General features: G+C 72.9%; 13 protein-coding genes. 5 read left to right on the top strand and 8 right to left on the bottom strand.

Features of this window, described 5'->3' with window-relative positions; genetic code table 11:
* Window positions 1–26 precede the first annotated feature (26 nt).
* From ACZ5GH_RS01685 to ACZ5GH_RS01650, 8 genes are all read right to left on the bottom strand, one after another.
* Window positions 27–1,538, bottom strand: a complete 1,512-nt coding sequence (locus ACZ5GH_RS01685) for a glycoside hydrolase family 43 protein (RefSeq protein ID WP_387748015.1) — start codon at window positions 1,536–1,538, stop codon at window positions 27–29.
* Between the two features lie 83 nt (window positions 1,539–1,621).
* Window positions 1,622–3,403: a cellulose binding domain-containing protein gene (locus ACZ5GH_RS01680; RefSeq protein ID WP_464333179.1), complete on the bottom strand. Its 1,782-nt coding sequence runs from the start codon at window positions 3,401–3,403 to the stop codon at window positions 1,622–1,624.
* Between the two features lie 175 nt (window positions 3,404–3,578).
* Window positions 3,579–5,723: a glycoside hydrolase family 36 protein gene (locus tag ACZ5GH_RS01675; RefSeq protein WP_464333178.1), complete on the bottom strand. Its 2,145-nt coding sequence runs from the start codon at window positions 5,721–5,723 to the stop codon at window positions 3,579–3,581.
* 33 nt (window positions 5,724–5,756) lie between these two features.
* Window positions 5,757–7,742 carry a beta-galactosidase gene (locus tag ACZ5GH_RS01670; RefSeq protein WP_464333177.1) on the bottom strand — a complete coding sequence of 662 codons (1,986 nt, stop codon included), beginning with the start codon at window positions 7,740–7,742 and terminating at the stop codon, window positions 5,757–5,759.
* A gap of 27 nt (window positions 7,743–7,769) precedes the next feature.
* Entirely contained in the window at window positions 7,770–8,798 is a 1,029-nt protein-coding gene (locus ACZ5GH_RS01665) for a LacI family DNA-binding transcriptional regulator (protein ID WP_464333176.1), read from the bottom strand.
* A 110-nt stretch (window positions 8,799–8,908) separates the two neighbouring features.
* Window positions 8,909–9,883: a carbohydrate ABC transporter permease gene (locus ACZ5GH_RS01660; RefSeq protein ID WP_387748025.1), complete on the bottom strand. Its 975-nt coding sequence runs from the start codon at window positions 9,881–9,883 to the stop codon at window positions 8,909–8,911.
* Entirely contained in the window at window positions 9,880–10,902 is a 1,023-nt protein-coding gene (locus ACZ5GH_RS01655; RefSeq protein WP_387748083.1) for an ABC transporter permease, read from the bottom strand. The genes ACZ5GH_RS01660 and ACZ5GH_RS01655 overlap by 4 nt, the downstream gene beginning before the upstream one ends.
* Window positions 10,824–12,506 (bottom strand): ABC transporter substrate-binding protein, encoded by a 1,683-nt coding sequence (locus ACZ5GH_RS01650; protein ID WP_464333175.1) that lies wholly within the window; start codon window positions 12,504–12,506, stop codon window positions 10,824–10,826. The genes ACZ5GH_RS01655 and ACZ5GH_RS01650 overlap by 79 nt, the downstream gene beginning before the upstream one ends.
* Before the next feature lie 222 nt (window positions 12,507–12,728).
* Between ACZ5GH_RS01650 and ACZ5GH_RS01645 the strand changes: the two genes are divergently transcribed.
* The 5 genes from ACZ5GH_RS01645 (at window position 12,729) to ACZ5GH_RS01625 (ending at window position 22,477) form a co-directional block, all read left to right on the top strand.
* Window positions 12,729–15,581, top strand: a complete 2,853-nt coding sequence (locus ACZ5GH_RS01645; protein ID WP_464333174.1) for a glycoside hydrolase family 3 C-terminal domain-containing protein — start codon at window positions 12,729–12,731, stop codon at window positions 15,579–15,581.
* Between the two features lie 148 nt (window positions 15,582–15,729).
* The gene (locus ACZ5GH_RS01640) at window positions 15,730–16,728 is read left to right on the top strand and encodes an acetylxylan esterase (RefSeq protein ID WP_464333173.1); all 999 of its coding nucleotides are present in this window, start codon (window positions 15,730–15,732) and stop codon (window positions 16,726–16,728) included.
* Entirely contained in the window at window positions 16,725–18,125 is a 1,401-nt protein-coding gene (locus ACZ5GH_RS01635; RefSeq protein ID WP_387754936.1) for a GH1 family beta-glucosidase, read from the top strand. Before ACZ5GH_RS01640 ends, ACZ5GH_RS01635 begins: the two co-directional genes overlap by 4 nt.
* Window positions 18,122–20,404, top strand: coding sequence for an alpha-xylosidase (gene yicI, locus ACZ5GH_RS01630; protein WP_464333172.1), 2,283 nt, complete (start codon window positions 18,122–18,124; stop codon window positions 20,402–20,404). The genes ACZ5GH_RS01635 and yicI overlap by 4 nt, the downstream gene beginning before the upstream one ends.
* 87 nt (window positions 20,405–20,491) lie before the next feature.
* Complete coding sequence (locus ACZ5GH_RS01625) at window positions 20,492–22,477, top strand: glycoside hydrolase family 31 protein (RefSeq protein WP_387754942.1); 1,986 nt, start codon at window positions 20,492–20,494, stop codon at window positions 22,475–22,477.
* Window positions 22,478–22,517: the final 40 nt, after the last annotated feature.

The following is a 22,517-nucleotide window of genomic DNA, read 5'->3' as shown; positions in this document are numbered from 1 at the left end:
CGGGTGGGGAGTCCCCTGATGGGTGGTCAGGGAAGCGGGAGCGGCTCGTAGTCGAACCGGTCGAAGTGGACGGTGCCTTCGGCGGCGTACATGCCGATGACCCGGCCGGTGAAGCCGCCGGCCACCTCGGTGGACAGGTAGCGGCCGTCGAGGCGGGCGAGCACGGTGAAGGTTCCGTCGGGCTCCTCGATGCCGAGGACGACGTCGTCGGGGCCGGTGCGCGGGCCTCGCGTCCGGCGCGGGACGACGTCGACACCGAGCACCACGGCTCCGGCGGGCACCGCACGGGAGGCGACCTCGGTGCGCAGCGAGCCGATCCGGGCGAGGACCTTCACCTCGCCGTCGGCCGCCTCGATCTCGTAGTGGTGGTCCTCGTCCATGCGGACGGCGAGGCCGCCGCGTCCCCCGGCGGGGTCGATCAGGGTGCGGGCGCGGCAGCCGAGGTGCTGCTGGCGCCGGCCGACGAACACCACGTCGTTCTCGTCGAGGGAGGCGCCGGCGGCGCGCAGGCTGAGCCAGCCGGAACGTTCCTTCGTGGTGACCAGGTGCTCCGGACGGCTCCGTACCGAGATCCACTGGGGGTGCAGGTCGCTCTGGTCGAAGTCGTCCCGGGCCGGAACGGCGGGCGCGGGGTGCAGCGGCCAGGCCGGGGCGGGCAGTTCGGGGGTGACCCGTCCGACCACCGGCCAGCCGTCCACCCACTCGACCGGGGCGAGGAAGGTCTCCCGGCCGAGCACGTACCAGGCGGGGGTGCCGCCGCGCGGCCGCACGGCGAGCAGGACCATCCACCAGGAGCCGTCGGGCGCCTGGACGAGGTCGGCGTGCCCGGTGTTCTGGATGGGGTGGTCGATGCCGCGGTGGGTCAGCACCGGGTTGGACGGGCAGGGCTCGAACGGGCCGGAGGGCGAGGTGCCGCGGGCGATGGAGACGGCGTGGCCGCGCTCGGTGCCGCCCTCGGCGATCATCAGGTACCAGTACTCGTCGATCCGGTACAGGTGCGGGGCCTCGGGGGCCGCGGCGCCGGGTGCGCCGGACCAGATCCGCTGCGGCTCGCCGACGGTCTCGCCGGTGGCCGGGTCCAGGCGGACCTGGGAGACGCCGGCGACGGTGCAGTAGCAGGTGCCGTCCTCGTCCCAGGCGAGGTCCGGGTCGATGCCGTGGACGCCGGGCAGCCGGACCGGGTCGGACCAGGGGCCGGCCGGGTCGGTGGCGGTGAAGAGCAGGTTCCCGTCGCCGCTGACGTTGGTGACGATCAGCCAGAAGCGGCCGTCGTGGTGGCGCAGCGTCGGGGCGTAGATCCCGCCGGAGGACGGGGACTCGCGCGGAAGGCGCAGCTGGCTCGGCCGGTCGAGGGCGTTGCCGATCTGCGTCCAGTTGAACAGGTCGCGGCTGTGGAAGACGGGGATGCCGGGGAAGTACTCGAAGCTGGAGCAGGCGAGGTAGTAGTCGTCGCCCACGCGGCAGATGCTGGGGTCGGGGTGGAATCCGGGGATCACCGGGTTGGGGACGGTGCCGGCGGGCTCGGGCTGGACTGACACGTGGTCGGTTCCTCTCGGGTCTTCATGGGTCGGGGGTGGTGCCCCGGGCCCCGGGGAGCCCGGGGCACCACCGGTTCGGCGGTTCAGCCGATCGCGCAGGAGGCGCCGTTGAACCGGAAGGCGGAGGGGTTGGCGTCGCTGCTGGACCAGGTGGCCCGGAAGCCCCACTGGACGCTGCCGCCCTGCGGGACGGAGGCGTTGTAGGACACGTTCTGGGCGGTGACGTTCGGGCCGCTCTGCGAGACCGAGGCGTTCCAGGTGTTGGTGATGCCGTCGTCACCGGGGAAGGTGAAGCCGAGGGACCAGCCGTTGACCTGGCCGAGGCCGTTGTTGACGACGGTCAGGTTGGCGACGGTGACGCCCGACCACTGGCTCTTGGCGTAGACGACCCGGCAGGGCGCGTCGACCGGGTGCATCTGGACGACCGCGATGCCGTAGGCGGGCACGGTCTGGGTGGTCGGGCTGCCGGACCGGGCGGTGCCGATCCCGTGGGCGTTCTTGAGGTAGGAGTGGACGGTCGGGGTGGCGGAGGAGGGGGTGAACCCGCTGTACGAGAGGTTCACCGCGGCGTCGTTGTTCGGGTCCTTGTTGATCAGCATGACGTCCACGTCGCCGTTGGCGCGGCGGACGGCGTGCACGGTGAGCAGCGAGGACGAGCTGGCGGCCTTGACCAGGGTGTCGCCGGGCCCGCCCAGCCTGCTGATCATCTGGATGCCGTAGTAGGCGGGGAAGGGGGTGTTGGCGGGCGGCTCGCAGGAGGCACCGGCGGAGACCATGCCGCCGTCGGCGTAGTCGGTGGCGCCCTCGACGGTGGTCACCTTGGTGCAGTCGGTGCCGTTGCGCAGGTCCCACCAGTCGACGTTGAACGCGCCGTTCTCCAGCCAGGTGAGGTAGTTGTCCGGCGCGAACAGTCCGTTGGGGGAGGTGTCGAGGTACGCCTGGGCGTTCGCCTCGGTGACCGCGATGCCGACGTTGGGGGCGTTGGACCCGGCGTACTGGTTGATCAGCGAGCGCACGGTGCCGGCGATGTTCGGGTTCTGGGCCTGCGGCTTGGTGAGCAGGTCGGCGGGGCTGGTGCTGGTGGGGTAGGCGTGCACGATGGCGAAGTCGATCTTCGTCCCGGCGATCGACAGGACGGTGTGGTTCCAGTCCTGGGTGTCGCCCGGGCCGACGATGCCGTCCGGCCAGTAGCCGGGGGTGGCCAGCACGGCACCGATCTTGACGCTCGGGTCGGCCGCCTTCATCGCCGAGACGAACTGGACCACGTTGTTCGCGTAGGTCGTGGCGCTCTTGCTGCTGTGGGTGTCGTTCTCCCAGGTGGCGCCGTACTCGCCGTTGCCGTAGACCTCGTTGCCGATCTCCCAGTACTTGATGCCGTAGCCCTTGGTGACGTTGGCGTACCGGACCCAGGCGGCGGCCTCCTGGGGGGTGCCCGAGCCGTAGTTGGCGGTGATGATCGGCTGCGCTCCGGCGGCGCGCACGGTGCCCATGAAGGCGTCGAAACCGGTGTTCGGAGCGACGTACGAACCGTCGTCGGTGGTGCCGGTCTGCCAGTGGTAGGCGTCGGAGTGGCTGCCGCCGGGGTAGCGGACGGTGTTGATGCCGGCCGTGCTGAGCAGGCCGGGGGTGGCGGCGGCGTTCATGGCGGCGTCGTAGACCGGGATGTTCACGCCGACGCCGGTGGCGGGGATGTCGGCGAGGTTGAGGGCGGCGTCGACCGACACCGACACGGGGTTCGCCGTGACGGCGGGCGGTGCGGCGGCGGCGCGCGGCGCGACCGCGGCGAGCGCGCCGGTGGCCGCGAGCGCCAGGGCCGCCAGGGCGGCTATGGCGCGATCATGACACGTGCGGGCTGACGATTTCATTGCGTCCCTCCAGGGGTGGGGGTGCGAGGGGTTCGAGTGGGGAACGAACTCCCGCGATCTGGACGGCAGGGGCCCGTGCGGCTGCAGGGATCGGGCCCGGACGCGAAACTGCTTCCTCGGAACGCGGGTCGGCGCGGCGGGCCGCGCGCGAACACCTGAGACATCGTCAACTCCCTTAGCGCGGAAGCGGGGTGAGGCGCAGAAGGGCGGCGGAAGGGGTCGCCGGCAGGGTCACGGTGAGCTCGGCGGTGTCCGGGTGCCAGGTGGCCGAGGCCTTGCTGTCGGCCGGGTAGAGCACCTCGGCGTGGACGGCGGCGCCGAGCAGGTGGGGCAGGGCGAGGTCCCTGACGGACTCCTCACCCCAGCGGCGCCAGGCGGTGAGGTAGGTGGTGCCCGGCCCGTCCGACCGGGTGCGCAGCGCCAGGGCGAGCCACGGGTCCTCCCAGCCCGGGAGCCCGAGCGGCCAGGCGGGCACCGCCTGCGGCAGGTCGGCACGGATCGCCTTGTGGACGGCCACCGCCTCGTGGACCAGCTCCCGGGAGCGCGGGGGGAGTTCGGTGAGCCGGCCGGAGAGATGGATGCGGCCGAGCAGCGCGTTGGCCATGGTGAGGGCGACCTCGTCGGGGGTGTCCCCGGGCAGCGGGTAGGCCCAGACGGCGCCCTGCTCCGGGGTGACGGCGGTGGGGGCCGCCGCCGCGATCGGTGCGTAGCGCAGCAGGTCCTGCTGGTCGCTGGTGGACTGCAGCTGGAGCCGGGAGAGCAGGGCGTGGTCCATCCGCATGCCGCCGGAGGCGCAGTTCTCGATCACCAGGTCCGGGTGCCGGTCCAGGATGCCGTCGAGCCAGTCGAGCTGGGCCCGGTTGTGGCCGAGCAGGCCGGCCGCCGGGGCCTCTCCCGGGTGGGCGCTGGTGCCGGAGCCCGGGTCGGTGTTGTGGTCGAGCTTGAGGTAGCCGACGCCCCACTCACCGACCAGGCGGTCCACCACGGAGTCCAGGTGGGCGCGGGCGGCCGGGTGGCGCAGGTCCAGGTGGTACCGGCCGCCGCCCTCCTCCACCCGCTGACCGTCGCGGAGGAAGAACGCCTCCTCGGGCAGCGACCCGGCCACCGGGCTGTTCACCCCGACCGCCTCCGGCTCCAGCCACAGGCCGGGGACCATGCCCCGCTCCCGGATGCGGTCCAGGACCTCGTGGATGCCCCTCGGCCCGGGGAAGCGGGAGGCCGACGGCTCCCAGGCCCCGACGGAGCTCCACCAGTTGCCCCCGTCGTCGTACCAGCCGGCGTCGATGACGAAGTACTCGGCGCCGGCCTCGGCGGCGGCGTCGACCAGCGGCAGCAGCTTCGCCGTGGTCGGGTCGCCCATCAGGCAGTTCATGTAGTCGTTGAAGATCACGGGGAGGCGGTGGTGGTCGGGGTGCGGGCGGCGGGTGGCGCGCCGGTAGCGGGTGAGGGCGGAGAAGGCGGCGTCCGGGCCGCCCTCCACGGCCAGCGCGAGCGCCACGGGCACGGTGCGGAACTCGGCCCCGGGCTCCAGCGGGTGGCGCCATCCGTGGTCGACGGCCTCGGGCCCGTTCAGCGCCGCGTACGCCGTGTCGTCGCGCACGCCGCACTCCCAGCGCCAGCCCCCGCCGTTGTGCTCGATCTGCCACAGCCAGGTGCGGCCGGACCGGCGGTCCGTCAGAGCGCCCATCGGCAGGTGCCCGCAGCTGGACCACACGCCCCGCCCGGCCAGGACCTCGGTGCTGCGACCGGAGGTGGTGTGGAACCGGCCGCTGCGCTCGGGCGAGGAGGCCCGCAGCGGCCGGCGCTGCCAGCGGCACTCGGCGAACCACTCGTTCTCCGCCCACAGCACGTCGGCGGCGTCCAGGGCCGCGGCGCCGCCCTCGGTGAGGCAGCCCGCCACCAGGGAGGAGACCGACTCCAGGTGCAGCGTGTGCGGCCCGTCGTTGCGCAGCAGCACCTCGCCGCGCAGCACCGGCAGGCCGTCCGGGGAGCGGTAGCGCGCCACGGCGGTCAAACCGGTCCGCGGCTCGTGGAGTTCGAGGTCGAGCACGTGCCAGTCGCCCTCCCGGCTCGCGCGGTGTGAACGGTGACGCAGCCGCGAGCCGAGGACGGTGTTGACGAGGTGCCGGCCGGACCAGTACCGGCCGAGGCCGGCGGTCGTCACCTCCACCGGGGGCAGCGGTGCGCCGGGGCGCGGGGCCGCGCCCTTCTCGCCCGGCGCGCCGAGGCGCACCAGGCGGGCGGCGCCCTGCTCGTCCAGGGCGATCTCCAGCTCCAGGGCGCCGTGGCCCCAGCGGATCGTCTCGTGCGGGTCGGTCATGATGCTTCCTCGGAGGCGGGACGCGGCGGGGTGTCAGCGTGCGCGCAGGACCGCGCAGCCGTCGGGCGGCAGTTCGCCGAGGGTCGTACCGGTGAGCAGGTCGTGGCCCGGCTGGGGCAGCGGTACGGCCTCGGGCCGGTGGTTGATCAGCAGGTGCCAGGCGCGGCCGTCCGGGGCGTGCCGGGTGACGGCCTCGACGCCCGGGGGCAGTCCCGGCAGGTCGGGGGCGGTCCCGGCCTCCGCGAGGAGCCGCTCGACCAGGGTGGCGTAGCCGGCGTCGTCGAGGCGGGTGGACAGGTACCAGCCGTGGCCGGAGCCGAAGGCGTGGCGGGTCAGCGCCGGGCTGCCGTCGAGCGGGCCGTGGGTGTAGGCGGCGAGCGCCTCGGCGCCCTCGGAGCGCAGGGACTCGCTCCAGGCGGTGGCCGTCGAGCCGTCGGAGAGTGTGATCACCTCGTCCCGGCGCAGCGGGCGGTACTCCTCGGACCGGATGCCGAGGGCCTCGCGCAGGGGTGCGGCCGGGTAGCCGCCGAGCCGGGACCGGAGGTTCTCGTCGACCACGCCGCTGAAGTGCTGTACCAGCAGGGTTCCGCCGCCGGCGACGTAGCGGCGAAGGTTGTGAGCGCTCACATCGGAGAGCAGGAAAAGCGCCGGGGCGATGACCAGCCGATAGCGGCCGAGGTCGTGCCCGGGGTGGGCGAAGTCGACCGTCCGGCCGGCGTCCCACAGTGCCCGGTGGGCGCGGCGCAGGGCGGCGTAGTAGTCGAGTTCGGGCGAGGGGAGGCCGTCGACCGTCATCGCCCACCAGGCGTCGGAGTCGTGCAGGACGGCGACCTCGGCGCGGACGGTGGACCCGGCGAGTTCGCCGAGCCGGGCGACGGCCTCCCCGGTGGCCGTGACCTCGCGGAAGACGCGGCTGTCCGGTCCGGCGTGCGGGACCATCGCCGAGTGCCACTGCTCGGCGCCGGCGCGGGACTGGCGCCACTGGAAGAACAGCGCGCCCTCGGAGCCGCGGGCGATGTGGGCGAGGGAGTGGCGCAGGATGTCCCCGGGCTCCTTGGGGAGGACGCGCCCTTCGGCGTAGACGGTGTTGGTGCCCGATTCCATCAGCAGCCAGGGCGCGCCGCCGGCGATCGAGCGGGCCCGGTCGGCGTCGAAGGCGGCGTGCGCGGCGGCGTCGACGCCGGGAGCGCCGGGGTAGTGGTCGATGGAGACCAGGTCGACCTCGCGGCCGAAGGCCCACAGGTCCAGGTTCTGGTAGCCGGGCAGCATGAGGTTGGTCGTCACCGGGCGGTCGCTGTGGGCGCGGATCGCGTCGCGCTGCTCGCGGTAGGCGGCGAGGGTCTCGTCGGACCAGAAGCGGCTGAAGTCCAGGCTCTGGCCGGGGTTGTGGTGCCACTGGGTGGCGCGGGGCGGCAGGACCTGCTCCCACGAGGTGTAGCGCTGGCTCCAGAAGGTCGTCCCCCAGGCGTCGTTGAGGGCGTCGAGGGAGCCGTGGCGGGCGCGCAGCCACACCCGGAAGGCGGCGGCGGTGTGGTCGCAGTGGCAGAGGGTCGCGTACTCGTTGTGCACGTGCCACAGGGCGAGCGCGGGGTGGTCGCCGTAGCGTTCGGCGAGGGCGGCGGCGATGCGCCGGGCGGCCCGGCGGTACGCGGGGGCGGCCAGACAGTAGGTGTCCCGGCTGCCGTGGGTCAGGCGGGCACCGTCGGGGCGGACGGTGAGGGCGTCGGGGTGGGCCAGGGTGAACCAGGGCGGCGGGGAGGCGGTGGGGGTGGCCAGGTCGACGGCGACGCCGGCCGCGTGGAGGCGGTCGAGGTGGGCGTCGAGCCAGTCGAAGTCGTAGCGGCCCTCCTCGGGTTCCATGAGGGCCCAGGAGAAGACGCCGACGGTGGCGAGGTTGACGCGTGCCCGGCGCATCAGCTCGTCGTCCTCCTTCCAGACCTGGGCGTCCCACTGCTCGGGGTTGTAGTCGCCGCCGAAGGCGAGGCCGCCGAGGCGGTCCGTGAGCCGTGGCAGGTCCATGAGGTGGCCGTCCTTCCGTGAGGGGTGTCAACTGCGGTGCGGGGCAGGGGCGGTGCTCTCGCGGAGCCGCAACTCCGGTGGCATCAGGAGGAGCCGGTCCTGCGGGTCCTCGCCCGCGGCGCGGGCGGTGATCCTCGCCATGACCTGGTCGACGGCGACCTGCCCGAGCTCCTTCTGGGGGCTGGTCACGGAGGTGAGCCGGGGGGAGTGCTGTTCGGCCAGCGGGTCGGGGCAGATGGCGATGACGGAGGCGTCCTCCGGCACGGTGCGCCCGCCGGCGCGCAGCAGGCTCAGCAGCGGGCCGATCGCGGCCTCGTTCTGCACCACGAAGCCCGTGGTGTCGGGGCGGTCGGCGAGGATGCGGGCCAGGGTGCCGGCGGTGCTCTCGTACGTGCCCTCGCACGGCCGGTGGAGGAAGCGCAGGCCCCGGGCTCCGGCGCGGGCGCGGAACCCGTTGAGGGTGCGCTCGGCGTACCCGGCGTGGCGGCGGTAGGTGCCGCTGCTGTAGCCGATGAAGGCGATGTCGCGGTGGCCGAGGTCGGCGAGGTGGTCGGCGCACAGGGCGCCGGCGGTGGCGAAGTCGTGGTCGACGCAGGAGAGTCCGGAGGGGTCGTCGGGCAGGCCGATGAGGGCGGCGGGGATGTCCTCGGCCCGCAGGACGGGGATGCGGTCGTCGTCGAGGCGGACGTCCATCAGGATGACCCCGTCCGCGAGGCCGGTGGCGGCGACCCGGCGGACCCCCTCGGGTCCTTCGTCGTTGGTGAGGAGCAGGACGTCGTAGCCGTGTTCGCGGGCCGCGACGGTGACGGCGATGGCGATCTCCGTCATGGTGGGGACGTGCACCTCGGGGTGGAGCGGCACGACCAGGGCGATGATGTGCGAGCGCTTGCCGGCCAGGGCGCGGGCACCGGCGTTCGGGTGGTAGCCGAGGTCGGTGATGGCCCGCTCGACGCGGATCCTGGTCTCGTCGGAGATCGGGCGCTTGCCGCTGAGGGCGTAGCTGACCGTGCTGGACGAGACGCCGGCGTGCCTGGCCACATCGGCGAGTGTCACCATCGCTCTGCTTCCTTCGTGTCGGTTCCGGTGGGGAGCGGTCCCGGTCGTGCGCCGGGGAGGTCCCTGGGGACCGCTCCCGGCCGGTGGGCCCGTCGGGCCCGCTAGGTGGCTCAGCCCTTGATCGCTCCGGTGAGGACACCGGTGCGCAGGTGCTTCTGCACGAACGGATACACGATCACCAGTGGTACCAGGGTGAGGACGACGACCGCCATCTGCAGGGACAGCGGTGCGGTCTGGGCGTGGCTGCTCCCGAAGCCGGCGTTGACCGAACCGGGCAGGCCGTTGGCCCGGTTGACGTAGGTGAGCAGCACGTACTGGAGCGGCCACCGCTGACTGTCCGTCGGCATGTAGAGCATGACGTTGAAGAAGGAGTTCCAGTAGCCGACGGCGTAGAACAGCGCGGTGACGGCGGTGACGGCGCGCGAGGTGGGCAGCACGACGGACCACAGGATGCGCCACTCGCCGGCGCCGTCCATCCGGGCCGCGTCGATGAGTTCGGAGGAGGTGTCCTGGTAGAAGGCGCGCAGCACCAGGATGTTGAAGACGGACACCGCGCTCGGCAGGATCAGCGCCCACCACTGGCCGTAGCCGCCGAGGCCCGTGACGACCAGGAAACCGGGAATCAGACCGCCGCTGATGAACATCGTGACGATCAGCAGCATCAGGACGAAGCGGTGCCCGAGCGAGCGCGGCCGGGAGAGGCCGTAGGCGCACAGGACGGAGACGACCATGGACACCGCCGTGCCGACCACGGTGATCCCGAGGCTCACCCCGAGCGCGGTGACGATCGTCGAGTCGCTGAGCATCTGGCGGTAGGTCTCGGTGGTCAGGCCGTCCGGCCAGATCACCAGGCCGCCCGCCCGGTTGATCGCCCCGGGGGTGGAGAAGCTGGTCAGCACGATGATGTAGAGCGGGACCAGGATGACGGCGAGGGTCCCGCCGAGCGTGATCCCCTTGGCCGCCTGGCCGGCGGCGGTGGGCGGCTCCTCCCAGGGCGGACGGGCGGAGCGGGCCCGGCGGCGGGCGGCCGCTGTCGTGGTGCGGCGCTTCTCGCCCCGCGAACCCATGGTGAGTGCGTTCGTCATTTGCGGTACAGCCCGTCCTCGCCGAAGGCGTGCGCCAGTTTGTTGGCGCCCCAGATGAGCAGCAGCGAGACCACGCTCTTGAAGAGCCCGGCCGCCGCGCCGTAGCTGTAGCCGCCGGTGGCGATGCCGTAGTAGAAGGAGAAGGTGTCCAGGACGTCCGCGGCCTCGTGGCCGACGGCGTCGCGCTGGATCAGGAACTGCTCGAATCCGACGGACAGGGCGTTGCCCAGGCGCAGGACCAGCATCAGCACGATCACCCCGCGCAGGCCCGGCAGCGTGATGTGCCACATCCGCCGGAGCCGGCCCGCGCCGTCGGCGGCCGCGGCCTCGTACAGCTCGCTGTTGATCGCGCTGAGCGCGGCGAGGAAGACGATGATCCCCCAGCCGGCCTCCTTCCAGACCGCCTGGGAGGTGACCAGCAGCGCGAAGGTGTCCGGGTTGGTCATGATGTCCCAGGTGCCGATGTCGTGCTGGCGCAGGAACTGGTTGAGCACGCCGGCGCCGCCCAGCATCTGCTGGAAGATCGTGATGGCCAGCACCCACGAGAAGAAGTGCGGCAGGTAGACCACGGACTGGAAGAAGTTGCGGACGCGTTCGCTGATAACCGAGTTGAGCAGGAGGGCGAGGGCGATCGGGACCGGGAAGAACAGGACCAGTTGGACGAAGCTCAGGTACAGCGTGTTCTGCAGCGAGGCCCAGAAGGCCGGGTCGCCGAGCAGCTGCTGGAACTGGTCGAACCCGACCCACTCGCTGTTCCGGACCCCGACCAGCGGGTCGTACTCCTGGAAGGCGGTGACGATGCCGAACAGCGGCGCGTAGTTGAACACCAGGAGCAGGACGACCGCGGGGACCGTCATCAGCAGGAGCGACCTGTCGCGCCGCAGCCTTGTCCGCCAGCCGAGCCGCGCGGGGCCGGCCGGGTGTTTCGGGGGCGCGGTGCTCACTGGCCGGTGCCGTACTTGTCGAGGACGTTGTCGGTCATCCACTGCTTGAGCCGCTGCCCGGGGCCGGAGCGCCAGCTGGAGATGGCGTCCTGCAACTCGGAGACCTTCTTCTTGCCGTGGTAGCAGTCCTTCAGGGTGTCGTTGACGCCCTGCGCGGCCGAGGCCGAGGCGATGGCCTGGGGCATGCTGAAGTTCATCCCCCAGAAGGGCGGCCTGGTGAGGTACTTGACGTTGGCGGCCGACCAGCTCGCGTAGTCCCTGGTGGTCTGCTCGCCGCCCGGGTTGCTGATCACGGAGCCGGAAGCGGCCAGGAAGTTGTAGGTCGTCACCTGGACGTCCTTCTTGCCCTCCTCCGTGAAGGTCGGCATGCCGTTGACCCGGGTGTGGTGGACGCCCTCGACGCCGAAGTTGACCATGGTGTACTCGGCCGTGCCGTAGGGGGCGGCGAGGTAGTTCGCGACGGCCAGCAGTTCCTGGATCTGCTCCGGCTTCAGGTCGGCGTTGAGGTAGCTGATCATGCTGGCGGCGGCGCCCGTGTAGACCACCGGCGTGCCCTTGCCGTCGGCGGTGATGGCGTTGAAGGCGCCACGCCGGTAGTTCGGGTCCGCGGCGGCGCCGGACTGCTGGTCGGACAGGTTCCAGGCGCCGAGTCCGCCACCCCCGATGAGCGTCTTGCCGCTGTAGAAGCGGGTGGAGCTGTTGGAGACGTCGCCGGCGAGCGCGTCCGGGTGCATGTAGCCCGAGGTGGCCAGGCGGTAGTGCCAGTCGACGGCCTCCAGGAACTCCTGGGTCTCGAACGGGTGGACCAGCTTGCCGTTGTCGACCCTCCACCTCATGGGGACGTTCCAGGAGAACTGGAGGTAGGTCCACACGTCGTCGAAGGCCCACACGCCCCGTTTGGCGTCGGTCAGTTCCCTGCCGAGGTTCATCAGGTCGTCCGCGGACTTGATCTGGTCCGCGGTGATGCCCCGGGCTTCGAGGACGTCCCGGCGGTAGAAGGTGGCGCCGGGGATGCCGAAGCTGGTGGAGAAGCAGGGGATCCCGTAGAGCTTGTCGCCCCAGACACCGTGCTGCCAGGCGCCGGTGGGCAGGGCGGCCAGGTTGGGGTACTTCCTGATGTTGTCGCCGGACAGGTAGGGGGTCAGGTCCGCGAGCTGGGCGCCGGCGAGCCCGCCGGTGTTGAAGGCGTCGTTCATCCAGGCCGGAAGGTTGATCCAGTCCGGCAGCTTCTTGGCGGCGGTCATCGTCGGGATGATGGTGTTGTAGTTGATGCCGTCCGTCGGCTTGACGGTCAGGTCGACCCCGAGTGCCTTGTTCATCGCCTGGTAGAAGGAGTTGCCGACCGGCGGGGCCGTGCCCCACAGCGGGGTGATCGCCGTGTAGCCGCCGCCCTTGCCGGGAACGCCGGAGACGCTGGTGGGCGGAGAGTCGGGGTAGGCGAGGTAGGCCGGGTCGGTCGCGGTGTCGCCCGAGCCCTGCACGGGGGCTATGTCCGGCTTGACCGCGTTGGCGTTCGGCACGTAGGCCGGCAGGGCCGCCTTCAGGCCCTCCTTGGTGTTCGCTCCGGCCTTCTTGGTCGAGCCGCCTCCACAGGCGGACAGCAGGGGTGCCATCGCGGCGGCCCCCGCGACCGTGGCGGCGGTGGTCAGAAAGCTCCTGCGGTTCAATCCGGATCTCATGGTGGCATAGCCCCTCTCCGTCGAAGCGCGGCTGAGCGTCGAAGCGCTTGGATGTTTCGGCGACACTAACGACGCGTTACGGGTTGGGCAAGAGCCTGAACAAAGTCAACATTGGTTGTGTTCTGGGGAGTTGACACGGTGATTGGAGCGTGTCAGCGTCGAAGCGCTTCGATCCACGATCTCCGAGCCGAGCCCGCCCGAGGGGTGTTCCACGTGAGTTCCGTGCCCGATTCCGCTACCGGTCTGCCCGGTTTCCGCAATCCCACGCTCCCCCTGCGGGAGCGCGTCGACGATCTGCTGAGCCGGCTCACGATCGACGAACGGCTAACGATGCTGCACCAGTACTCCCCGGCCGTCCCGCGCCTGGGCGTCGGCGCGTTCCGCACCGGCAGCGAGGGCCTGCACGGCGTCTCCTGGCTCGGTGTGGCGACGGTCTTCCCGCAGGCCGTCGGCCTCGGCGCGAGCTGGGACGAGGACCTGGTGCGCGAGGTCGGGGAGGCGGTCTCGACCGAGCTGCGGGCCTTCCACTACCACCGCCCGACGGCGGTCGGCTCCGACCGCGGGCCCAACTCCCTCCAGGCGTGGGCCCCCGTGCTCAACCTGCTGCGCGACCCCCGGTGGGGGCGCAACGAGGAGGGGTACTCCGAGGACCCGGTGCACACCGCGAAGGTCGGCGAGGCGTTCTGCCGGGGCCTGGCCGGGGACCACCCGGTCTACCTGCGCGCCGCCCCGGTGCTCAAGCACTTCCTCGCCTACAACAACGAGGACGACCGCTGCACCACTTCCTCCGCACTGCGCCCCCGCGTGCTCCAGGAGTACGACCTCGCCGCCTTCCGCCCCGTCGTCGCCTCCGGCGCCGCGACCGGCGCGATGGCCGCCTACAACCTCGTCAACGGCCGCCCCTGCCACGTCAGTCCGCTGATCGAGACGGAACTGCGCCGATGGGCCCGGCCGACCGGCCACGAGCTGTTCGTGGTCAGCGACGCCGAGGCCCCCTCCAACCTGGTCGACCCGGAGCGCTACTTCGACGACCACGCGCAGGGCCACGCCGCCGCGCTCAAGGCCGGCATCGACAGCTTCACCGACCACGGCGAGGACACGGAGACGGTGGTCGGCCGGCTGCGCGAGGCGCTGGAACGCGGCCTGATCGACGAGGACGACGTGGATCGCGCCGTCCGGCGGCAGCTCGAACTGCGCTTCCGCCTCGGCGAGTTCGACCCCGAGCTGGACCCGTACGCCGGCACCGGCCCCGAGGTGATCGACAGCCCCGAGCACCGCCGCCTGGCCCGCAGGGCCGCGACCGAGTCGGCCGTCCTGCTCAAGAACGAGGGCCTGCTGCCGATCGATCCGGCCCGTACGGCCCGGATCGCCGTCATCGGCCCGCTCGCCGACACCCTGTACGAGGACTGGTACAGCGGCACCCTGCCGTACCAGGTCAGCGCCGCCGCCGGCCTGGCCGCGGCCCTCGGCGCCCACGGCGGCGAGGTCGTCCACGTGGAGGGCTCCGACCGGATCACCCTGCGCTCGCGGACCACGGGCGAACAACTCGGCAAGTCCGCCTTCGACGTGACGGACTGGGGCGGCGGCGCCTCCACCCTGCGCGACGCCGACACCGGCCGCTACCTCAGCCTCCAGGACGACGACACCCTGGCCCCCGGCCAGGAGATCATCAAGAGCTGGTTCGTCAAGGAGACCTTCCGGATCGAACCGGCCGGCCCGGACACCGTGCTGTTGCGCAATGTGTTCACCGGGCGCTACGCCACCGTCGACCCGACCGACGGCCGGGTCAGCGTCACCGCCGAGACCGCGCGGGAGGCCGAGCACTGGCAGCGCGAGGTGGTGCGCGACGGCGTCGCCGATGCCAGGGCGGCCGCCTCCGCCGCCGATGTCGCCGTCGTCGTCCTCGGCAACCACCCGCTGATCAACGGCCGCGAGACGGAGGACCGCGCGGACATCGCCCTGCCCGAGGGGCAGGAGAAGCTGCTGCGCGCCGTCGCCGGGGTGCGCCCGGACACCGTGCTGGTCGTGATGAGCAGCTACCCGTACGCCCTCGACTGGGCCGACCAGCACCTGCCCGCCGTGGTGTGGACCTCCCACGGCGGGCAGGAGACGGGACACGCGCTCGCCGCCGTGCTGCTCGGCGAGGCCGAGCCCGCCGGCCGCCTGCCGCAGACCTGGTACCGGGGCGACGGCCCGCTGCCCGCCCCGCTCGACTACGACGTCATCAAGGCGGGCTGGACCTACCAGTACCACCGCTCCACCCCGCTCTACCCCTTCGGCCACGGGCTCTCGTACACCGAATTCGCCTACCGTGACCTGCGGTTGTCGCCGTCCTCGATCGGCCGGGACGGTGCGGTCGACGTCACCGTCACCCTGGACAACACCGGTGCGCGGCCCGGCAGCGAGATCGTCCAGGTGTACGTCCGCGCCCTGGAGGCCCGGTACGAGGCGCCCCGGCTGCGCCTGGCCGACTTCCGCAAGGTCCGGCTGGAGCCGGGGGAGAGCCGCGAGCTGGCCTTCCGGCTGTCGGCCGAACACCTCGCCCACTGGTCAGTGGCCACCGGCGGGTTCACCGTCGACCCCGGAGGCTACGAGGTGATCGTCGCCCGCAGCGCCGACCACCCCGTGCTCACCGCCCCGCTGGCCGTGACCGGGGTGCCCGCCGGCCCTCGCGCGGGTACCGGGCACCGGATCCTGGCCGTCGACTTCGACGACTACGAGGACGCCGCCATCGTCGACGCCACCCGCACCGACGGCGACGCCGTCACGCCCGCCGACCCCGCGCGGCCCGCCACGCTGCTGTTCCGGGACGTCGAGCTCTCCGGAGCCGTGCGGATCACGGTCGAGACCGCCCGCGACGGTGTCGGCACGGGCGGGGCGCGGCTCGAAGTCCGTTCGGGCGCACGGGTGCTGGCCGAGATCGAGGTGCCCGTGACCGGCGACCGCCACGCCTGGGCGACCGTCACCGCCGAGCTGGCCGCCCCGCTCGCCGGCGTCCACGACCTGAGCCTGGCGCTGCACGGCGACTTCCGGCTGGCCGCCTTCCGCTTCGGCACGGCCGGGGCGACCGACTGAGGCCTCGGCCCCCGCAGTGGCGGCCCGCCCACGGCGGGCCGCCACCCCCGTGCGATCCCGCACCCCGCCGCCCGGCGGCAGCCCCGGCCCCGGTGCCGCCGCCCCACACCACCGCACCCCCTCATCGCCCCATCCGGAGGAACCCGCCATGCCGCACACCGATTTCGGCCTCGACGAGCTCGTCGGCTACCGGCCGGACCTGCCCGCCCCGGAGGACTTCGACGCGTTCTGGCGGCGCACCCTCGCCGAGGCCCGTTCGCACGGCGGGGTGGTCAAGGCCGATCGCGTCACCGCGCGGTACGGGCTGCGCACCGTCGAGGTCGACGACGTCCGGTTCCCCGGCTGGAACGGCGAGCCGGTGGCCGCCTGGCTGCTGCGCCCGCGCGGCGCGGTGGATCCGCTGCCGGTCGTCGTCAGCTACATCGGCTACTCCGGCGGCCGCGGGCTGCCCACCGAGCACCTGTTCTGGTCCGCCGCCGGTTACGCCCAGCTCGTCGTGGACAGCCGGGGGCAGGGCCACGACACCCCGGACACCGGCGCGGGCGACGGCACCCAGTGGGTCGGCGGCTTCATGACCCGCGGCATCGACTCCCCGGAGAACCACTACTACCGGCGGCTGATGACCGACTGCGTGCGCGCCGTGGACGCCGTCGCGGAGCTGTCCGGCCTCGACACCGACCGGGTCGTCCTGGCCGGCGGCAGCCAGGGCGGCGGCCTGGCCCTCGCCGTCGCCGGGCTCGCCGGGGACCGGGTGGCCGCGGTGATGCCCGACGTCCCGTTCCTGTGCCACTACCGCGAGGCCGCGCAGATCGCCCTGGAGGGCCCGTACCAGGAGCTCGTCAGCTACCTGCGCTGGCACAGCCGGCACCGCGTGCAGTCGGCCTTCGACACCCTCGACTACTTCGACGGCATCCACTTCGCCCGGCGGGCCACCGCACCGGCGCTGTTCAGCGTCGGCCTGATGGACCCGGTCTGCCCGCCCCGGACGGTCTACGCCGCCTTCAACCGCTACGCGGGCGAGGACCGCACCATGACCGTCTGGCCGTTCGCCGACCACGGCGGCGGCTACGCCTCCAACCCGCCCGCCCAGCTCGACTGGCTGCGCGAGCGCGGGCTGGGGCCGGAGCCGCGCGGGGCGGGCGCATGATCGCCCCGGCCTTCCCCCAGCTGCCGCCGGGCTTCCGGTTCGGCGCCGCCACCGCCGCCTACCAGATCGAGGGCGCCCACGAGGAGGACGGGCGCGGCCCGTCCATCTGGGACACCTTCAGCCACACCCCGGGCCGTACCCTCGGCGGCGCCACCGGGGACACCGCCTGCGACCACTACCACCGCTACCCCGAGGACGTCGCCCTGCTTCGCGAGCTCGGCGTCGACGGCTACCGCTTCTCGATCGCCTGGTCGCGCCTGCTGCCGCGGGGCACCGGCCCGGTCAACGCCAAGGGCCTGGACTTCTACGACCGGCTGATCGACGAACTGCTGGCCGCCGGGATCGCCCCCGCCGCCACCCTCTACCACTGGGACCTGCCGCAGGCCCTGGAGGACCGGGGCGGCTGGCGGGTGCGGGAGACGGCGGAGGCGTTCGCCGAGTACGCCGCCGTCGCCGCCGACCGCTACGGGGACCGGGTCGAACGCTGGATCACCCTCAACGAGCCCTTCTGCTCCGCCTTCGTCGGCTACGCCGAGGGCCGGCACGCACCCGGCGCCCGGGAGGGCCGCGGGGCGCTCGCGGCCGCCCACCACCTGCTCGTCGGCCACGGCCTGGCCGTACGGGAGCTGCGCACCGCCGGCGCCCGCGACGTCGGCATCACGCTCAACCTCGACCGCCTGCACCCCGCCTCCGGCCGCCCCGAGGACCTCGCCGCCCTGCGCCGGGCCGAGGTCCTGCACAACGAGGTCTGGACGGAACCGCTGTTCGCCGGGCGCTACCCCGAGCACGAGGAGGAGACCTGGGCGGGCCTGGCGGACGGCGACTGGCGGCGCCCGGGCGACCTCCGACTCATCGGCGCCCCCCTGGACTTCGTCGGCATCAACTTCTACCGGCCGGTCACCGTCGAAGCCGCCCCGCACCGCGAGCCCGACCCCGAGAAGCGCACCGCCACGGACATCGGCGTCACCGAACCGAACCCGTACGGCACCCGGCTGACCACCATGGGCTGGCCCGTCGTCCCGTCCGCGTTCACCGAGCTGCTCCGCGACATCGACGCCCGCTACCCGCGGCTCCCGCCGCTCTGGATCACCGAGAACGGCTCCGCCGAGGCCGACAGCGTCACCCCCGACGGCCGGATCCACGACGCCGAGCGCGTCGACTACCTGGCCGGCCACCTCGCCGCCGTCGCCGACGCCGTCACCGCCGGCGTCGACGTCCGCGGCTACTACGTCTGGTCCCTGCTGGACAACTTCGAGTGGGCCCGCGGCTACGAGCAGCGCTTCGGCCTCGTCCGCGTCGACTACGACACCCTGACCCGAACCCCCAAGGACAGCTACCACTGGTACCGGGGCCTGATCACCGCGCACCGAGCGCGGACGGAGGAATCCGCCCGATGAAGTTCACCGACGGCTACTGGCTGATGCGCCCGGGCGTCACCGCGCGCTACGCCACCGAGGTCGCCGACGTCCGCGCCGATGAGCACCGGCTGACCCTCTACGCGCCCGTCAAGCACGTGCGCGGCCGCGGCGACACGCTCAACAGCCCGCTGCTGACCGTCGAGTGCTGGTCCCCGGCCGAAGGCGTGATCGGGGTGCGCGCCACCCACCACGCCGGCTCGGTGCGGGGCGGGCCGGAGTTCGCCCTGCCCGGTGCCGAGCAGGGCGGCGGCAAGGTGCGCCGGGACGGCGACGTGGTGGAACTCTGCGCCGGGGAGCTGTCCCTGCGGGTGGACACCTCGAAGCCCTGGCAGCTGGAGTTCACCGCCGGCGGCCGGGTGCTCACCACGGCCGGCGAGCGCGGCACCGGCTTCGTCACCGACGCGGACGGCCGCCACCACATGTTCGGGCAGCTCTCCCTGGGAGTCGGCGAGCTGGTCTACGGGCTGGGGGAGAGGTTCACCCCGTTCGTCCGCAACGGCCAGGTCGTGGACGTCTGGCAGGCCGACGGCGGCACCAGCAGCGAGCAGGCGTACAAGAACGTCCCGTTCCACCTGACCAACCGGGGCTACGGGGTGTTCGTCAACCACCCCGGCAAGATCAGCTACGAGATCGGCTCCGAGTCCGTCGGCCAGGTGCAGTTCAGCGTCGAGGACCAGTCGCTGGAGTACTTCGTCGTCCACGGCCCGACCCCCAAGCAGATCCTGGAGCGCTACACGGCCCTGACCGGGCGCCCCGCGCTGCCCCCGGCCTGGGCGCTGGGCCTGTGGCTGACCACCTCCTTCACCACCGACTACGACGAGGCCACCGTCAACCGCTTCGTCGGCGGCATGGCCGAACGCGGCATCCCGCTGAGCGTGTTCCACTTCGACTGCTTCTGGATGCGCGGGTACCAGTGGAGCGACTTCCGCTGGGACGAGGACACCTTCCCGGACCCGGCGGGCATGCTCGCCAGGCTCAAGGCACAGGGACTGCGCGTCAGCCTGTGGATCAACCCGTACATCGCGCAGAAGTCGGAGCTGTTCGCCGAGGGCATGCGCGAGGGCTACCTGGTGCGCCGCCCGGACGGCGGCGTCTGGCAGTGGGACCTGTGGCAACCGGGCATGGCCCTGGTCGACTTCACCAACCCCGCCGCCCGCGACTGGTACACCGGCAGGCTGCGCGCCCTGCTGGACATCGGCGTGGACTGCTTCAAGACCGACTTCGGCGAGCGCATCCCCACCGACGTCCTCTGGCACGACGGCTCCGACCCGGAGCGGATGCACAACTACTACACCCAGCTCTACAACCAGGCCGTGTTCGAGCTGCTCCGCGAGGAGCGCGGGGAGGGCGAGGCGCTGCTGTTCGCCCGCTCCGCCACCGCGGGCGGCCAGCAGTACCCGGTGCACTGGGGCGGCGACTGCGAATCGCACTTCAACGCGATGGCGGAGTCGCTGCGCGGCGGACTCTCCCTCGGCCTGTCCGGCTTCGGCTTCTGGAGCCACGACATCGGCGGCTTCGAGGGCACCCCGACCCCCGCCGTCTTCAAGCGCTGGGCCCAGTTCGGCCTGCTCTCCTCGCACAGCCGGCTGCACGGCAGCAAGTCCTACCGGGTGCCGTGGGACTTCGGCGAGGAGGCCGTCGAGGTCACCCGCGAGTTCACCCTGCTCAAGCACCGGCTCGCGCCCTACCTCCAGCGCGCGGCGCAGCAGGCCCACGCGACCGGCGTCCCGGTGATGCGCGCGATGGTGCTGGAGTTCCCGGACGACCCGGCCGCCGCCACCCTCGACCGGCAGTACCTGCTCGGCGACGACCTGCTCGTCGCCCCGGTCTTCACCGACGACGGCACGGTCGAGTACTACGTGCCCGAGGGCACCTGGACCAACGTCCTCACCGGCGACCAGGTGACCGGCCCGCGCTGGGTGCGCGAACAGCACGACTTCCACACCCTCCCGCTGCTCGCCCGCCCCGACTCCGTCATCCCCTTCGGCGCGGACGACCGGCGCCCGGTCTCCGCCTGGGCCGAGGGCGTCGAACTCCGGGTGCACGCCTTCGCCGACGGCGCCGAACGCACCGTCGTCATCCCCCGCACCGAAGGCGCCGGCGAGGCCGCCCGCTTCCACCTGCGCCGCACCGGCGACCGGCTGACGGTGACCACCGACAGCCCGCACCCCTGGCAGCTCCGGACCGGCGGCCCGGACGGGGCCCTGCACGTCTGCCCGGCCGGCACGTACGAGGCCGAGCTGCCCCACCCGGTCTGAGGCCGGCCGGCCGCCGGAGCCCACCCCCGGGCGTACGGCCCTCGGAGATCCCCGCCCCCGCCCGCCACCCGAACAGAGGAACCACCCTTGACCTACACCATCCGCGCGGGCGGCCTGGAACGGCACACCCCCGCAGAAGTCCTGCGGATCGAGCCCTGGGGACCGGACGCACTGCGGGTGCGCGCCGCGTCCGGGACGATCGACCCCGCCGCCCCGGGCGCCCTGGAGGGCCCCGAGCCCTGCCCGCAGGCCGAAGCGTCCGTCTCGCAGGACGGCTCCGCCCGCCTGGTCAACGGCCGCATCGCCGTCGAGGCCACGGCGCACGGCCGGCTGAGGTTCCTCGACACCGCCTCGGGCCGCGAACTCCTCGCCGAGCGCAGCCCGCACGCGCACCACGCCGACTGCCGCGTCCACGCGGCGGGCGGCCGGACGGAACAGTCCTTCCAGGCCTACGACGGCGAACGCCTGCACGGCCTGGGGCAGCACCTGCACGGGCGCCTGGACCAGAAGGGCTGCGTGATCGACCTCGTCCAGTCCAACACCGTGGCCGCCGTCCCCTTCCTGCACTCCTCGCGCGGCTACGGACTGCTGTGGAACAACCCCGCCACCGGCCGCGTCGAACTGGGCGCCGACGCCACCCGGTGGACCGCCGACGCCGGCGGGCGCATCGACTACTGGATCACCGCCGGCGACACCCCGGCCCGGATCCTGGACTCCTACACCCGGGCCACCGGCCGCCCGCCGCTGCTCCCCGAGTGGGCCTCCGGCTTCTGGCAGTCGAGGCTCCGCTACCGCACCCAGGACGAACTCCTGGCGGTGGCACGGGAGTACCGGGAGCGCGGCCTGCCGCTGTCGGTGATCGTCTGCGACTTCTTCCACTGGCCGAGGATGGGCGACTGGCGCTTCGAGGCGAGCGAGTGGCCCGATCCCGCCGCCATGGTCAAGGAACTGTCGGAGCTCGGGGTGAAGCTCGCCGTGTCGGTGTGGCCCACCGTGGAGCCCGGCAGTGACACCCACGACGAACTGCGGTCGGCCGGGCACCTGGTGAGGGAGGCGGACGGCGGCCTGCTCACCTTCCCGTGGCCGTCCCGGTACGGCGGGGACGCGCTGACCCGCCCCATGGCGTACTACGACGCCACCCACCCCGGGGCGCGCGCCGCGCTGTGGCGGCGGCTGAAGGACAACTACCGTTCGCCGGGGGTGGCGTGCTTCTGGCTGGACGCCTGCGAACCCGACCTGCCCCCGGACCGCGCCGACCGGGCGGTCTACGCGGCCGGGCCGGCCGCCGAGGCCGCGAACCTCTACCCGCTGGAGCACGTCCGGGGGGTCGCCGACGGCCTGCGCGCGGAGGGCGAGGACCGGCCGCTGTCGCTGATCCGCTCGGCCTGGGCGGGCAGTCAGGCCCACGGGGCCCTGCTGTGGTCCGGCGACATCCCCACGACCTTCGACTCGCTCGGGCGCCAGATCAGGGCGGGGCTGAACGTCGCGATGAGCGGCATCCCGTGGTGGACCACCGACATCGGCGGCTTCTTCGGCGGCGACCCGGACGACCCGGCGTACCGCGAGCTGCTGATCCGGTGGTTCCAGTACGGCACGTTCAGCCCGGTCACCCGGCTGCACGGGGACCGCGAGCCCAACTTCCCCGCCTTCGCCACCGACATGACTGGTGGGCCGAACGAGATCTGGTCGTACGGGGAGGAGGCGTACGGCATCCTCCGCGACCACCTGGTGCTGCGCGAGCGCCTGCGCCCGTACCTGAGGAGCCTGTCCGAGGAGGCCCACCGCACCGGCGCCCCGCCGATGCGTCCGCTGTTCTTCGAGTTCCCCGAGGACGTGCGCGCCTGGGAGGTGGACGACCAGTTCCTGCTCGGCCCCGACGTGCTGGTGGCACCCGTGTACGAGGCGGGCGTCCGGGCCCGCCGGGTGTACCTGCCCTCGGGTGCCCGCTGGCTCGACCCGGTCACCGGCCGGGTGCTGGAGGGCGGCAGGACGCTGGACGCGCCGGCCCCGCTGGAACGCGTCCCGGTCTTCGTGCGGGACGGGGCCGACGTCGCGGACCGGCTGACCCCGTAGGCCGCGCCGGCCAGTACTGGACCACTCCCGAACGAGGATG

The sequence above is a fragment of the Kitasatospora sp. Xyl93 genome, assembly GCF_055383135.1.
The sequence above is the reverse complement of the archived record's forward strand: the minus strand, read 5'-3'. Positions and strand labels throughout refer to the sequence as shown.